Raw genomic sequence first — 16,014 nt, 5'->3', positions numbered from 1 at the left:
CTACTCCTGCAATGTAAGTGCCTGCAACTGCTCCAACGTTCCGTTAAATACATTCAAGTCCACTTCTTCCTTGATGCCGGGAACGGTGCCCACGTCAGTATGCTGCCAGAAGTGCCATTTGCCTTCATAGCGCACAGAATCCACATAATAATGGGCTATCCAATATGGATATGTATTGAAGATGGAGTCACTGAGATAGCGTTCCTTGAATTTATAGGAAGTATAAAGGATAGGCTTCACGCCATAATGAGCCTCTACCCTGTCTAACCAGATTTTTACAGCTCCTTTAAGTTCTTCGGGAGATTTCTTATCGATAGTTTCCACATCGAGCACCGGGGGCAGATCGCCCTTTGTCAACTGTACGGTACGGATAAAAAAATCGGCTTGCTTGCGAGCATCAGTCTTAGGAATAAAATAATGATAAGCTCCACGGATAAAGCCATGTTTGCGTGCTTGCCCGAAGTTTTGCGTAAATGTATCATCACCATGATCGCCCCCTTCGGTAGCCTTTAAAAAGATAAAATGAATAGGATATTCGGCCTCTTTGTTGCGAACCAACTCTTCCCAGTCTATCTTCCCCTGATAGTGAGAAATATCCAGGCCATGCACCTCATAATCGCAAGGCATACATACGCCATATCCTTTCCGGCCATGACATGGCTTCCAACGATAGGCATAAGGACGAATAAAAAAGAAATAGAATCCGGAAGAAAAAGCCAGAATGATACAGACAACCAAAAGATTACGCAACCATGCGGACATTGTGTGAGACTGCATTCTCTTTTTTCCCCTCGAAGAAAGACGACGACGGGCTCCGGCAGTCTTATGCCGGGATTTGGCAGATGTAGTCTTGGTTACCATGCATGAGTATATAAAAATCAGGTACGGATTCCACGAATCAGCATGTTCTTGATGAACTAAATCCGCGTAATCCGCACCTATAAATAATCACAAAGACGTTCTTGACACGCCCCTATGCTCTATTGTAACTTCATTGAACCGACCAATCATTTTGATTGCTCCAATTGCAACGTCTTGGTCGGTTGGTCACAAACTTCTGTCGGTCCGAAGTACTGGATAGGACCCGGATATACATAGTCCGTTTCGGCAGCCCAACGGTCACGTTTGGCGGCAAATGCCTTGAAAGGAGCGTCATCCAGTTTTACCAAAGCTTTCTGGATAACCGGTTTCATCTCGCCGTGACGACGTTCCATATTCATCATCATTGTAATGGGCACCCCACCTGCAATCCATTCATCGGCAGGAGCAGTTGTATTGCGTACGGAAGACATGTAGCCGGTCTTTCCGTTGGCAATCAGTGCAGAAGCCGCATATCCCAACGAGTAACAGTAATCGGCATCAAAGTTAGACGGAGCTGCGCAACGTCCCTCATAGCCAAAGAAGTGATGCTGGGCAGCAAACTTGCCTACAAACTTACCTTCCTCTTTCCACTGAGCCAACTTTGTACCCACCATTTCAGACAGCAGCTTCTCGGTTTCAATCAGCGACACCTGTACGTTTCCGTGCGGGTCGCGGTCTAAAGACAACTGACGTGCCACACCCTCGGGAAGGCTTGCGTAAATAGCGGCATTCTCGGGAGACAGCTTGCGGATTATATAATCGCGCTGGTGAGATTTCTTAATTTGAGCAAACTCTTCAGCATTGGCGGCAAGGAAATCGTTTAGCTCCGCGATGAGGTTCTTCATGGCCGGGATAAACTCAACCAAGCCTTCGGGGATGAGAACCGTACCGAAATTGTTTCCTTGAGCAGCGCGGTTGGCAACTACCTGAGCAATGCCGGTCACGATGTCATCCAAAGACATATTCTTAGCCTCCACCTCTTCAGAGATAATACAGATATTGGGCTGCACTTGCAAAGCACATTCCAAAGCGATGTGAGAAGCGGAACGCCCCATCAACTTGATGAAGTGCCAGTACTTACGAGCAGAATTGCAGTCACGCTGGATGTTGCCGATAACTTCGGAATAAGTTTTGCAGGCAGTGTCAAAGCCAAAAGAAGTTTCAATCATGTCATTTTTCAAGTCACCGTCAATGGTCTTCGGACAGCCAATCACTTGTACTCCATACTTCTTGGCGGCATAATATTCAGCCAAAACACAAGCGTTTGTATTGGAGTCATCACCACCAATGATAACCAAGGCTTTGATATCAAGTTTTTTCAGAATTTCATAACCTTTTTCAAATTGATCTTCTTTTTCCAGTTTGGTACGGCCTGAACCGATAATATCAAAACCGCCCGTATTGCGATATTCATCAACAATATCGGCAGTAAGTTCCATGTAGTTGTGATCTACCAAACCTCCGGGGCCAAGGATGAATCCATACAATTTGCTGTCTTTATTCAATTTCTTGATACCATCGAATATACCGGAAATTACATTATGACCACCCGGAGCCTGCCCACCGGAAAGTATAACACCCACATTCATTGCGGGAAAGTTAGCGGCTTCATCAGCAGCCTCGAACTTAATCAAAGGCATTCCATACGTATTGGGAAACAGTTTCTTGATTTCTTCCTGATTGGCTACCGACTGAGTAGCCGCCCCTGCGACAGCCTTAACAGTGCCTTTCAGCGCTTTCGGAAGTTTAGGCTGGTAAGCAGCCCTTGCAATTTGCAATGCACTTTTAGTCATTTTTGTTTATTGTATTTAAAGGTGTAAATAGAATCCCATTAAAAAAACGTTGCAAATTTCGTTCTTTTTCAGTAGATATGCAAACAGAAAGCCAAAATTAATGCTTAAAATGACAATTATAGCTCCTTATCCGGAAATAGAGAAACAACATGGTTTCCGTGCCAAGACGCATTCACATCCGCTCCGCATATCCTCCGTATAACCTCCGTTTCTATAGATGCGGAGTTGACACGGCACAGATACGGCGTTGATACATTCCGGAAGTGAATCCCCCCGCAAAAATCATTATTTTTTATTGACGCTATTCAAGGATTTTTAATTTATAAACACTATATTTGCAAAACAGAAGCGGGATGCGCAACAGAAAAGAGTAAAACACTCCCGCTAAAGTATGGCTGTCTGTAACGATTATTATTCATTTAAAACTTAAAGTAGTATGGCAAGTAGAAGAAATTTAAAGAAAAGCATCAATAATATCGCAGGCGAACTTTTTGCCGAATGTTTAGTATACGCACTGCACACACGCAACGCAGACAAAAAAAAGACAGATGATTTAATGGCTGAAATTTTAAATATGCAAGACGAATTCATTAGCCGAATCAGTCATACCGAACCGGGAAACACTAAAGCTTTCTACCAAAAGCTACATACCGACTTCAACGCAAAAGTAAACGAAATTATTGATGCAATGGGCAAACTTGAGTAAGGATGAAGAAAGCCCTCTATCGTTTTATATATTACCGTCTTCTGGGTTGGAAAACCAATGTAACGGTGGCAGACTATGACAAGTGCGTAATCTGCGCGGCACCTCATACTTCCAATTGGGATTTGTTTATTGGTAAATTATTTTACGGAGCCATCGGTCGTAAGACCAGTTTCATGATGAAGAAAGAATGGTTTTTCTTTCCTCTGGGACTGATATTCAAAGCGGTCGGCGGCATTCCCGTAAACCGTGGGCACAAATCGTCTTTAGTGGACCAGATGACCGAGAAGTTCGCAACCAGCAAGCGCTTTCATCTGGCCATCACGCCCGAGGGGACGCGCAAGGCCAACCCTAATTGGAAAAAAGGGTTCTATTACATAGCACTTAAAGCACAAGTGCCTATTTTACTTATCGGGATAGACTATCCCTCAAGAACCATTTCGTGCACCAAGGCCATCATGCCTACCGGAGATATTGAGAAGGATATGCTCGAAATAAAGCTCTATTTCAAGGGATTCAAAGGTAGAAATCCCGAAAATTTTGATATCGGGGCAATCTAAATAACCAAAGTAAATTACCATGCGAATCAGTATTATACAAACAGATATCGTTTGGGAAAATAAACAAGAAAATCTCTGTCGTATTCGCGAAAAGCTGGAAACTCTTCGCGGGGTGACGGAGATTGTTGTTTTACCGGAGACTTTCTCTACCGGATTCAGTATGGATACTGCCCGTTTGGCCGAACCGATGACAGGTGAGACCATCACGACCTTACACCAATGGGCCAAAGAGTTCGGGTTCGCCATCGCAGGTAGCTTCATTGCCGCCGAGGAAGCCTCGCCAGGCAGACCCGCCTCTTATCATAACCGCGCTTTCTTCGTCACTCCCGATGCCGACGACTATTTTTATGACAAACGCCACCTATTCCGCATGGGAGGTGAAGCGGCACACTTCGATGCCGGAGACAAGCGCCCCGTCATCTCCTATCGCGGCTGGAACATCCTGTTGCTGGTGTGCTACGACCTCCGTTTCCCGGTATGGAGCCGCAATGCAGGCAACGAATACGACTTGTTGATTTATGTGGCCAATTGGCCTGCGTCCCGGCGAAAGGCCTGGGATGTGCTGCTGCAAGCCCGGGCGATAGAAAACATGAGCTACGTCTGCGGGGTAAACCGCATAGGAGCGGACAATCACGGATTACCGCACAACGGGGGAAGTGCGCTTTTCTCACCCAAAGGCGAGTTGCTGGCGAGCATCCCCGATAATGAAGAAGGGATTGCTACCGTAGCTCTCGACCTTTCCGACTTGAAAGAGTTCAGAACAAAATTTCCCGCATGGAAAGATGCGGATTCATTTAAAATCATATCACTATGAAAAAAGCTAAAATGAAACAGTACATCACTGACAAACTGATGTATTTCTTGCTCTTTGTCTGCGTGTTGTCTTCTTGCACCACAAGCCGGAAAGACATCGTCCCGTCTGCCGAGTATGCCCCTTATATCAATGCATACACGGGAGGGATCATTTCACAAAATTCCAATATACGCATTGAATTGACCCAAGACCAACCCATGGTGGATTTGAATAATGAGCTGAAGGAAAATCCGTTCAGCTTTTCTCCGTCGCTGAAAGGCAAAACCTATTGGGTAAATAACAATACCATCGAGTTCGTCCCTGAAGAAAGGGCATTAAAACCAGGCGAACTTTATGAAGGTACTTTCCAATTAGGAGAGTTTGTAAATGTGGACGGTCACCTCAAAGAGTTCAAATTCTCATTCCGGGTACAAGAACGCAATTTCGCAATACATACGGAGCCAATCATCATTACAGCCACACAACCCGACGTGGTGACTGTAAAAGGAGAGCTGCGCTTCAGTGACATCATGAAGAAAGAAGAGGTGGAGAAGATTCTATCTATTGATACAGACAAAGCTCAAAACCTTCCTGTCACCATTACCGCAACAGACAATCCCACCCTATACCTGTTCGAAATCAACGGTATCCCGCGAGAAGCAGAAGACTATCAATTAAGCCTGAAAGCTGAAGGAAATCCGGTCGGTATAGACCAACAAACGGAAAAAAAGATTCAGATTCCGGCAAAAGACAGTTTTCGTTTTCTTTCGGCCGAACGTATAGAACAACCGGAAAACGGCATTGAGATTGTTTTTTCAGAACCTGTCTCTAACAATCAAGACTTGAAAGGGTTGATTGAAATTCCCGAAGTCCCCAACTCCATATTCCAAGTAAAAGACAACAGAGTATACCTCTATTTCGAATCCAATCAGTTGGAAAAAGTAACCTTAAAAATAGATGAGGGAGTAAAAGACTACAATGAGAAGCCGCTCGGCACCTCTCAGACCATCTCTTTCAGCGAACTCAATCTGAAGCCGCAGGTGGAGATGTCTGCTTCTGCCGCCATACTGCCGGACTCCAAAAGTCAGGTCATTCCATTCAGAGCTGTCAATCTCTATGCGGTAGATTTGAATGTTGTCCGCATTTTTGAGAAAAACATCCTGATGTTTATGCAGACAAACACCCTTTCATCCGCCAACGAACTGCGCCGTTCCGGACGATTGATATACCGTAAGACGCTCTGGCTGAGCAAAGACAATACGAAAGATATACATCGCTGGGGAGATTATTCCATAGACCTGGCCGGATTGATCAGGCAAGAACCGGGAGCCATCTATCGTGTCATCCTTTCATTCCGTCAGGAATATTCGGCATATCCTTGTGGAGGAGCAGAAAACAGAAAGATGAAGTTTGCTGATAACTCCCCTTCAGAAAAGCTGACCAAAATCAGCGACAACACCATTGCTGAATCCGAAGAAGCAGATTGGGATGTTCCGCAAAGTTACTTCTATTACAATGGAGGAATAGAAATGGATTGGTCACAGTACGACTGGCAAGAGCGTAATAATCCCTGCCACCCGTCCTACTACATGGATTCCGACAGAGCGGCATCCTGCAATGTATTGGCTTCCAATCTGGGAATGATTGTAAAGAAGAACTCGTTAAACAAATTATGGATTACAACGAATAATATGCTGGATACCCATCCGGCAAATAAAGCCAAGCTGACGGCTTACAATTTCCAGTTACAACCCATCGGAACCGGTGAGACAAACAGCGAAGGATTTGCGGAAATCACCCCCAAAGGTGCTCCGTTCATTGTAGTGGCCGAATGGGAGGAACAAAAAGCTTATGTCCGCATAGCCGACGGTGAAGAGCAGTCGGTCAGCCGATTCGATGTAGGCGGAAAAGAAATACAAAAAGGCCTGAAGGGATATGTATACGGCGAGAGAGGTGTATGGAGACCGGGAGATACCCTGCACATCGCTTTTATTCTGGAAGACCGGGAAAAAAGGATTCCCGACAAACACCCCGTTGCGCTCGAGCTATACAATCCAAGAGGACAATTCCATACAAAATCCATCTCTACCGAAGGGAAAAACGGATTCTATGTTTTCCATATCCCTACGCAAGCAGAAGACCCGACCGGACTTTGGAACGCGTATGTAAAAGTGGGTGGTACGGCTTTTCATAAAAGCATCCGAATAGAGACCATAAAGCCGAACCGGCTTAAAATAAACTTGAAGCTTCCACAGAACATCGTACAAGCATCGGCCAAAGAAATACCCGCCACACTGTCTTCCGCGTGGCTGACCGGAGCTACCGCCTCACAGTTGAAAGCCACAGTAGAAATGTCTTTATCGAAAGTAAACACCCAATTCAAGAACTACGGGCAATACATCTTCAATAATCCCGCAACAGAGTTTACAACCATTAAGACCGATGCCTTCAATGGCACGCTAAACAGCGAAGGAAGAACTTCTTTCATGCTGAAGCTTCCGAATGCCACCGACGCACCGGGCATGCTGAACGCAACATTAACCACCCGTGTATTCGAGCCGGGCGGGGATGCCAGCATTTTCACCCAGAACATTCCGTTCTCCCCATTCACATCTTATGTGGGAATCAATCTGAATCAACCGAAAGGGAAATACATCGAGACAGACAAGGAACATACTTTCGACATCGTGACGGTAGATGCCAAAGGGCAGCCGACGAGCCGTTCCAATCTGGAGTATAAGATTTACCGCATCGACTGGAGTTGGTGGTGGGAGAACAAAGACAAATCTTTCGGAACATACATCAATGGCAATTCCATCACGCCGGTGGCCGGTGGAAACCTGCAAACCTACGGTGGAAAAACGAATTTCAAATTCAGGGTTAATTATCCTGACTGGGGACGCTATCTGATATACGTAAAGGACAAAGAAAGCGGCCACGCCACCGGAGGTACCGTCTACATCGACTGGCCGGAATGGCGCGGACGTTCGGGCAGAACCGATCCGAGCGGCCTTAAAATGCTGACCTTCTCATTGGATAAAGATACTTACGAGATAGGAGAAACAGCCACGGCAATCATCCCTGCCGCCGCAGGAGGACGGGCATTGGTATCTTTGGAAAACGGAAGTACGCTGCTAAAACGTGAATGGGTTGAGATAGGCAGCCAAAAAGATGCCAAATATTCATTCAAGATAACTCCGGAGATGGCTCCGAACGTTTATCTGCATATCAGTCTGTTGCAGCCCCACGCGCAGACCGTAAACGATTTGCCCATACGCATGTATGGGGTTGCCCCGGTATCGGTGACGAACAAGGAAACCATCTTGCAACCTGAAATCAACATGCCGGAAGTGCTGCGTCCGGAAACGGATTTCCGGATTACCGTCAAGGAGAAAAACGGCAAGCCCATGACCTATACATTGGCCATCGTGGATGACGGCTTGCTCGACCTGACCAATTTCAAGACCCCCGACCCCTGGAATGAATTCTATGCCCGGGAAGCTTTAGGAATCCGCACTTGGGACATGTATGACGACGTATTGGGAGCATCTGCCGGCCGATATCCCTCTTTGTTCAGCACCGGCGGAGACGAAACGCTTAAACCGGCCGAAGCCAAAGCCAACCGGTTCAAACCGGTAGTGAAGTTCATCGGACCTTTCCATATAGGTAAGGGCAAGCAGCAGACACACGCCTTGAAACTGCCCATGTATGTAGGTTCTGTACGCACCATGGTTATAGCCGGACAAGACGGAGCTTATGGTAAAGCCGAAAAGACCTCCTTTGTACGGACACCGTTGATGTTGCTCTCCACGCTGCCCCGTGTGTTGAGTACCCAAGAGGAAATCGACGTTCCGGTCAATGTCTTTGCCATGGAAAAAGAAGTAAAAGAGGCAACGGTATCCATCCAGGCTTCCGGCGGAGGGGTGCAGATAGTCGGTAGTTCGCAACAATCGGCCACTTTCCATCAGCCGGGTGACCAACTGGTGTTCTTCAAAGTGAAAACCGGCAGCCAAACAGGAAAAACGACTATCAGCCTGACAGCCCGGGGAGGAGGACAACAGGCAAAAGAAACGATAGAAATAGAAGTGCGCAACCCCAATCCGGCCGTAACGCTTCGCAACAGCCAATGGATAGAAGCAGGACAAAGCGCCACCCTGCCCTATGCACTGCAAGGAGCGGCGGCAGACAGCCGTCTGCAATTGGAAGTGTCGCGCATACCTTCGGTAGATATAAGCCGCCGGTTCGATTTTCTTTATAACTATCAGCATAACTGTACGGAACAGCTGACATCGAAAGCACTGCCGCTACTGTTTGTCGACCGGTTCAAAGCCATAGATGAGAAAGAAAACGAGAAAATAAAGGCAAACGTTCAAGAAGCAATCAGACAACTTTACGCCCGTCAGCTTCTCAACGGGGGGATGGTTTACTGGCCCGGCCATGCCGTCGCCGACGAGTGGATTACCTCCTATGCCGGCATGTTCCTTGTGCTGGCTCAGGAGAAAGGATACGCCGTCAACAAAAACGTGTTGAACAAATGGAAGCGTTTCCAGCGTTCGGCAGCGCAGAACTGGCGAATGCCGCAGCAAGACAACGATTGGCTGCAATGGCAAAGCGGATTGCAGCAAGCATTCAGGCTTTATACACTGGCTTTGGCCGGTGCGCCGGAATATGGGGCCATGAACCGGATGAAGGAGCAACCCGGACTGTCCTTGCAGGCAAAATGGAGGCTGGCAGCCGCTTATGCACTGACCGGAAAGCCAAAGCCTGCCGGAGAGTTGGTATTCAATATAAATACAACGGTGTCGCCCTACTCCTCACAAAACTTTATCTACGGTTCATCCGACAGGGATGAAGCGATGATTCTGGAGACTTTACTCTTGATGAATCGCGAACAGGCCGCGTTGCAACAAGCCAGGGTTGTTTCACAGAACTTGGCGCAAGAGAGCAGATTCAACACTCAATCCACGGCATTTGCCTTAATGGCTATGGGCCGTCTGGCCGAAAAGTTGTCCGGCACACTGGATTTCAGTTGGAGTTGGAACGGTCGTCAGCAACCGGCAGTGAAATCAGCCAAAGCCGTATTCGATAAAGAACTGTCCATTACCCCCCGGACGGGTAGCGTCACCCTGAAAAACCAAGGGAAAGGCGGTATAAATGCAGATCTTATCACACGTATACGGTTACAGAACGACACCCTGCCTGCCATCAGCAACAATCTTCACCTTGACGTGAAATACACCGACAGAAACGGTTCGCCCCTCTCTGTCGAGAACATCAGGCAAGGCACGGACTTCATGGCTGTCATTGCAGTAAGTCATATCGGCGTCGCATCCGATTACAGCAATCTGGCACTGACGCACATTCTGCCGTCGGGATGGGAGATTTATAACGACCGGATAAACTCATCCGCCGAGACCGATGCCGCCCGTAATTACACCTATCAGGATATCAGAGACGACCGCGTATTGACTTATTTCGATTTGGCACGCGGTGAGTCGAAGACGTTCACGATAAGATTGCAAGCCACGTACGCGGGCGATTTCATTCTGCCGGCCATCCAATGCGAAGCGATGTACGATGTTTCCGCCCAAGCACGCACAAAAGCAGGCAGAACAACGGTCAGCCGATGATAGCCGGTTTTTCATGAGAGGTAGCATCATAAACCGTCTTAAACAATTATCCCTCACCCGAAAGGCAATGCTTGTCGCTATTGTCTTTCTGGTGACGGGGTATATATTCTGTCTGCCCGGACGACTGTTCCGAGTGCCCTATTCCACCGTTGTGACCGACCGCAACGGGGCCTTGCTGGGGGCACGCATCGCATCGGACGGACAATGGCGTTTCCCTCCGCGCACCACCGTTCCGGATAAAATGAAGCAATGCCTCATTATGTTCGAGGACAGGCACTTCTATCGCCATTGGGGCGTCAACCCGTTATCCATCGGCAGGGCTATCCGACAAAACCTGCAGAACAAGCACATTGTGAGCGGAGGCAGCACACTGACCATGCAAACCATCCGCTTGGCGAGAAACAAGCCTCGAACTTTCCGGGAGAAACTCATCGAGATGGTTTTGGCCACACGCCTTGAGTTCCGCGCCTCGAAAGAGGAGATACTGTCCATGTACATCTCTCATACCCCCTTCGGCGGAAACGTCGTGGGACTGGATGCCGCAACTTGGCGTTACTTCGGCCATCCGGCGGAAGAACTTTCATGGGCCGAGGCGGCCACGCTTGCTGTATTGCCCAATACGCCTTCCATGATTCATCTTTCAAAAGGGCGCGATGCCTTGCTCAGAAAACGGAACAGACTGCTGAAGCAACTTCATGAGAAAGGAATCATCGGTGAGTCTACTTACGAACTGGCTATCAGCGAACCGCTGCCCGACAAGCCCCATCCGCTCCCGCAGACAGCTCCGCACCTGGTCAGCAAGCTTTATCAGGAGAAGAAAGGCGAATACGCCGTGACCACACTCGATAAAGACCTGCAAGTACAAATAGAAAATCTGGCCGAACGCTGGAGCAATGAGTTCAGCCGGAGCGACATTCGAAATCTGGCCATCTTAGTGATTGACCTACAGACCAATCAGGTGGCGGCCTACTGCGGAAATGTGCATTTCGAGCGGAAACAAGGCGGTCATCAAGTGGACGTCATCCAAGCTCCAAGAAGTACCGGCAGCATCTTGAAGCCTTTTCTTTATTATGTCCTGCTTCAGGAAGGCAGTCTGCTGCCACACATGCTGCTGCCGGACATTCCCATCAACATCAACGGATTCACCCCCCAGAACTTCAACCAGCAATTCGAAGGCGGCGTGCCTGCATCCGAGGCTCTGGCGCGCTCGCTGAACATCCCTGCGGTGACCATGTTGCAACGGTATGGAGTAGCCAAATTCCACCATTTTCTGCGACAAATAGGTTTACGAACCATCAACCGCCCGGCATCTCACTACGGCTTGTCCTTGATTTTGGGCGGTGCGGAGGCAACCCTGTGGGACGTGACAAGTGCATACGCCCGAATGGGGCGCTGCCTGCTGAGACTTCCGCAAACCCCATGCGTCACGTTGTTGGCGGATACGGCGTCTGCCCGTGCTTCGACAGGCGATGATATACAAAAAACCAATCCATTTCAGGCAGGTGCGGTATGGCAGACGTTTGACGCCTTGGTTGAAGTTAACCGTCCGGAAGAAATAGACTGGAAGTCCATCCCTTCCATGCATCCCGTTGCCTGGAAAACGGGTACGAGCTATGGCTTCCGTGATGCCTGGGCTGTAGGGGTCACTCCGCGCTATGCCGTAGGGGTGTGGGTGGGAAACGCAAGCGGCGAAGGAAAGCCCGGCCTTGTGGGTGCCCGCACGGCAGGGCCGGTTTTATTCGACCTGTTCAACCTGCTTCCCGCTTCTTCCCGATGGTTCGAGCAGCCTGTCGGCGTATTCACCGAAGCGGAGATATGCCGCCGGTCCGGACACCTGAAAGGCAGGTTTTGCGAAGAAACGGACACCCTGCTCATTCTGCCTGCCGGACTGAAGACCGAAGCCTGCCCCTACCACCACCTCGTCGCCCTGTCGGCCGACGGCACGCACCGCGTTTACGAGGACAACACGCACACGGCAGCCATCCGGCATCAATCGTGGTTCACCCTTCCGCCCGTATGGGAATGGTATTATAAACAGCATCATCCGGAGTACGCCCCTCTACCGCCTTTCGAGCCCGGCTCCGGAGAAGACGCCTTGCAACCCATGCAGTTTATTTATCCTCCCATGAATGCCCGCATCGTCTTGCCCAAACAAATGGATGGAAGCAAAGGATTCCTAACCGTCGAACTGGCTCACAACAACCCCCATACAACCATTTTCTGGCATCTCGACGAAAGCTACCTGGCGCAGACACAAGACTTCCATAAGCTATCTCTGCAACCTCTGCCCGGCAAACATTTCCTCACAGCAGTGGACAGCGAAGGCAATACCATCTCCACCACGTTCTTCATAACAAGCCCTTAAATCGGCGGTCAACAAACGGGATATGTAAATATCCTCTTGCACACATCACTTTTCTACCGAACTCAAAGGACTATCCTCTTTTTTAGAGTATTTAAAGAAAATACCTAAATAAAGGGAGTGCATGTTCAACAAAAAGTCCCTATTTTTGTAGTTCAAAACAAGAGCAAAAAACACAATATGCTCATTTAATGAATCCCCCCGGACGGACGAACATTCTTTTCCGCAGATTTGTTGAATAAAAAATAATGAAACACTTTAATCATTTATTAATAACATTATTATATGAAAACCAATCTAAGTTCTCAAATCACGCTCAACAGAGTTTCCCCCAGGTACTACAGACCTGAGAACGCTTTTGAACGGTCGGTACTGACCCGGCTGGAAAAAATCCCTACAGACATTTACGAGTCTGCCGAAGAAGGCGCCAACCAGATTGCCCTCGACATTGCACAACTCATCCGCGAAAAACAAAAAGCCGGACGTTTCTGTGTATTGGCATTGGCCGGCGGCAACTCTCCGCGCAATGTATATGTAGCCCTCGTCCGCATGCATAAAGAAGAAGGGCTGAGCTTCCGCAACGTAATCGTATTCAATCTTTATGAGTACTACCCCTTAAGCCAGGATGCCATCAACAGCAACCTGAATGCCTTGAAAGAGATGTTGCTGGATCATGTGGATATAGACAAACAAAACATCTTCAGTCCGGACGGAACGATAGCCAAAGATACCATCTTTGAATATTGCCGCCTGTACGAACAACGCATCGAAAGCTTCGGCGGATTGGATGCTGCCCTCATAGGCATCGGCCGTGTGGGCAACATCGGCTTCAATGAACCGGGTTCGCGCCTGAACTCCACCACCCGCCTGATTTTGCTGGACAATGACTCACGCAACGAAGCGTCCAAGACCTTCGGCAGTATCGAGAACACACCGGTAAGCTCCATCACGATGGGCGTCTCCACCATCCTCGCAGCCAAGAAGGTATATCTGATGGCATGGGGTGAGGAAAAAGCCAAAATGGTGAAAGAGTGTGTGGAAGGCCCGGTCACCGACACCATCCCCGCCTCCTATCTGCAAACGCATAACAATGCGCACATCGCCATCGACCTTTCCGCCGCTTCCAACCTCACCCGCATACATCGCCCTTGGTTAGTGACTTCCTGCGAGTGGAACGACAAGCTCATCCGCAGCGCCATTGTCTGGTTGTGCCAACTCACGGGCAAACCCATCTTGAAGCTGACCAACAAAGACTATAACGAGAACGGCCTGAGTGAGTTGCTGGCATTATTCGGCTCCGCCTATAACGTAAACATCAAGATATTCAACGACTTGCAGCACACCATCACCGGATGGCCGGGCGGCAAGCCGAACGCCGATGACACGTATCGTCCCGAGCGTGCCAAACCATACCCGAAGCGTGTCATCATCTTCTCTCCTCACCCCGATGATGATGTCATTTCCATGGGTGGCACTTTCCGTCGCTTAGTGGAGCAAAAACACGATGTACACGTAGCCTATCAGACTTCGGGCAACATTGCCGTGGGCGATGAAGAAGTAATCCGCTTCCTGCACTTCATCAACGGGTTCAACCAGATTTTCAACAACAGCGAAGACAAGGTCATCAGCGACAAATATGCCGAAATCCGCAAGTTCCTGAAAGAGAAAAAAGACGGTGATATCGATACGCAGGACATCCTCACCATCAAAGGTCTGATTCGTCGTGGCGAAGCGCGCACCGCCTGCACCTACAACAACATCCCGTTAGACCACTGCCACTTCCTCGACCTGCCGTTCTACGAAACCGGCAAGATTCAGAAGAACCCCATCAGCGAGGCCGATGTAGAGATTGTGCGCAACCTGCTGCGCGAAATAAAGCCTCATCAAATCTTCGTAGCCGGCGACTTGGCCGACCCGCACGGTACGCACCGTGTTTGTACGGATGCCGTATTCGCCGCCATCGACCTGGAAAAGGAAGAGGGTGCAAAATGGTTGAAAGACTGCCGCATCTGGATGTACCGCGGCGCATGGGCCGAATGGGAAATCGAGAACATCGAGATGGCCGTACCCATCAGCCCCGAAGAACTGCGTGCCAAGCGCAACTCCATCCTCAAGCATCAGTCGCAGATGGAGAGCGCCCCATTCCTCGGCAACGACGAGCGTCTGTTCTGGCAACGCAGCGAAGAGCGCAACCGCGGAACGGCCGCTTTGTACGACAGCCTCGGTCTGGCATCTTACGAAGCCATGGAAGCGTTTGTAGAGTACGTTCCGCTGTAATAATTCGTCGGAAATGATATAACGAATTATTGCTGTCCGGTAAAACTTTTTGCTCTCTATCTGTATTAGATAAAATAGACTAAAACTTATGATTTCCCGTATTTATGGGTTGTTATTTGTCTTTTTCTATCACAAAAAGAACATTTTGTAATGCTTATTGTTTGAAACAGAACCCCAAGCCCATAGATAAATTAGACGGCTGGCTGCAACATCGATAAATAAAGGAATGTAGAGCTTTCAGTTTTTTTACCGGACAACAATAATAACGAATCGGCGGTGTATTGTGGATTGGCACAGTACACCGCTATTTTTTATGCCATTGATTACTACTCTTTACTTGTGATATCCCGAAGTATAACACACTTAACGTCGGTCATTTTCTATCCCTCTTTTTGGCTTCTTCTTGAGGGATTCGCACGGAGGTATAAAGTTCGAGAACGGCAGCGATGGACAGGGAGACAATCCATTCATTGCCATGCGTAAAGAGCATGAACGCCCCGGTAAGCACCAACAGAAGTGCTGCGAAAATTTGCTGTCGCCTCAAACGCTTCACGGTGGAGGTCTTGCATTCGGAAGGCGAGTTGATTTGTGCCAAAGCAACCATCGTGGCGCCGACAGTATATATGTAAGGAGAAAGGAACCAGCCTGTAATATAAATGGCAGCCCCTACCAAAAGCATAACGGCTCCTACTGCAAAAATAGCGGACATTATTTGTTTCATTCTGCTATGTCTTCTTCAAATACGTAAATATCTTCATCAGGCTTTTTCATCAGATATTTCTCACGAGCCACCCGTTCAATGGCACCGGAATCGACCGCAAGTTCATTGAGACGCTCGGTATTCTCTTCGTATTCCTTGCGGTATTTTTCAATTTCATCGCGCAAACGATTTTCTTCCCGCGCATATCCCAGACGACGCACAACACTGTTTTCATCCAAGAAGCCTATAATCAAAGCAAACAACACAAGCGTAATCAGATACTTATGTTTGCGGACAAAAGTCGAAAAAAAAGCAAGTCTATCCATCGCGGCACC

Annotated in this window: 10 protein-coding genes; 6 read left to right on the top strand and 4 right to left on the bottom strand. The window is 48.5% G+C overall.

Annotated elements, in window-relative coordinates:
* Together C4H11_RS11060 and C4H11_RS11055 are read right to left on the bottom strand one after the other, a co-directional pair.
* Positions 1 to 861, bottom strand: a complete 861-nt coding sequence (locus C4H11_RS11060) for a glycoside hydrolase family 25 protein (protein WP_106042028.1) — start codon at positions 859 to 861, stop codon at positions 1 to 3.
* Between the two features lie 146 nt (positions 862 to 1,007).
* Positions 1,008 to 2,654, bottom strand: coding sequence for a diphosphate--fructose-6-phosphate 1-phosphotransferase (locus C4H11_RS11055; RefSeq protein WP_106042026.1), 1,647 nt, complete (start codon positions 2,652 to 2,654; stop codon positions 1,008 to 1,010).
* A gap of 436 nt (positions 2,655 to 3,090) precedes the next feature.
* On the opposite strand from C4H11_RS11055, the gene C4H11_RS11050 reads away from it, so the two are divergent.
* The 6 genes from C4H11_RS11050 (at position 3,091) to C4H11_RS11025 (ending at position 14,979) form a co-directional block, all read left to right on the top strand.
* Positions 3,091 to 3,360: a hypothetical protein gene (locus tag C4H11_RS11050; RefSeq protein WP_106042024.1), complete on the top strand. Its 270-nt coding sequence runs from the start codon at positions 3,091 to 3,093 to the stop codon at positions 3,358 to 3,360.
* 2 nt (positions 3,361 to 3,362) lie between these two features.
* Positions 3,363 to 3,917, top strand: a complete 555-nt coding sequence (locus tag C4H11_RS11045) for a lysophospholipid acyltransferase family protein (RefSeq protein WP_106042022.1) — start codon at positions 3,363 to 3,365, stop codon at positions 3,915 to 3,917.
* A 19-nt stretch (positions 3,918 to 3,936) separates the two neighbouring features.
* Positions 3,937 to 4,731: an amidohydrolase gene (locus C4H11_RS11040; RefSeq protein ID WP_106042020.1), complete on the top strand. Its 795-nt coding sequence runs from the start codon at positions 3,937 to 3,939 to the stop codon at positions 4,729 to 4,731.
* Between the two features lie 38 nt (positions 4,732 to 4,769).
* Entirely contained in the window at positions 4,770 to 10,340 is a 5,571-nt protein-coding gene (locus C4H11_RS11035) for an alpha-2-macroglobulin family protein (protein WP_449374859.1), read from the top strand.
* Between the two features lie 13 nt (positions 10,341 to 10,353).
* Positions 10,354 to 12,705, top strand: a complete 2,352-nt coding sequence (gene pbpC, locus C4H11_RS11030; protein WP_106042016.1) for a penicillin-binding protein 1C — start codon at positions 10,354 to 10,356, stop codon at positions 12,703 to 12,705.
* Positions 12,706 to 12,987: 282 nt separating this feature from the next.
* On the top strand, positions 12,988 to 14,979 hold the full coding sequence (locus C4H11_RS11025) for a glucosamine-6-phosphate deaminase (protein WP_106042014.1): 1,992 nt from the start codon (positions 12,988 to 12,990) through the stop codon (positions 14,977 to 14,979).
* 373 nt (positions 14,980 to 15,352) lie between these two features.
* On the opposite strand, the gene C4H11_RS11020 is transcribed toward C4H11_RS11025, so the two are convergent.
* Positions 15,353 to 15,700 (bottom strand): hypothetical protein, encoded by a 348-nt coding sequence (locus C4H11_RS11020; protein WP_106042011.1) that lies wholly within the window; start codon positions 15,698 to 15,700, stop codon positions 15,353 to 15,355.
* Positions 15,697 to 16,005 (bottom strand): FtsB family cell division protein, encoded by a 309-nt coding sequence (locus C4H11_RS11015; protein ID WP_106042009.1) that lies wholly within the window; start codon positions 16,003 to 16,005, stop codon positions 15,697 to 15,699. Before C4H11_RS11015 ends, C4H11_RS11020 begins: the two co-directional genes overlap by 4 nt.
* Positions 16,006 to 16,014 lie beyond the last annotated feature (9 nt).

Origin of the sequence: Bacteroides zoogleoformans, assembly GCF_002998435.1 — a bacterium.
Taxonomy (GTDB): domain Bacteria; phylum Bacteroidota; class Bacteroidia; order Bacteroidales; family Bacteroidaceae; genus Bacteroides; species Bacteroides zoogleoformans.
This window is presented reverse-complemented; position numbering and strand designations above follow the sequence as displayed.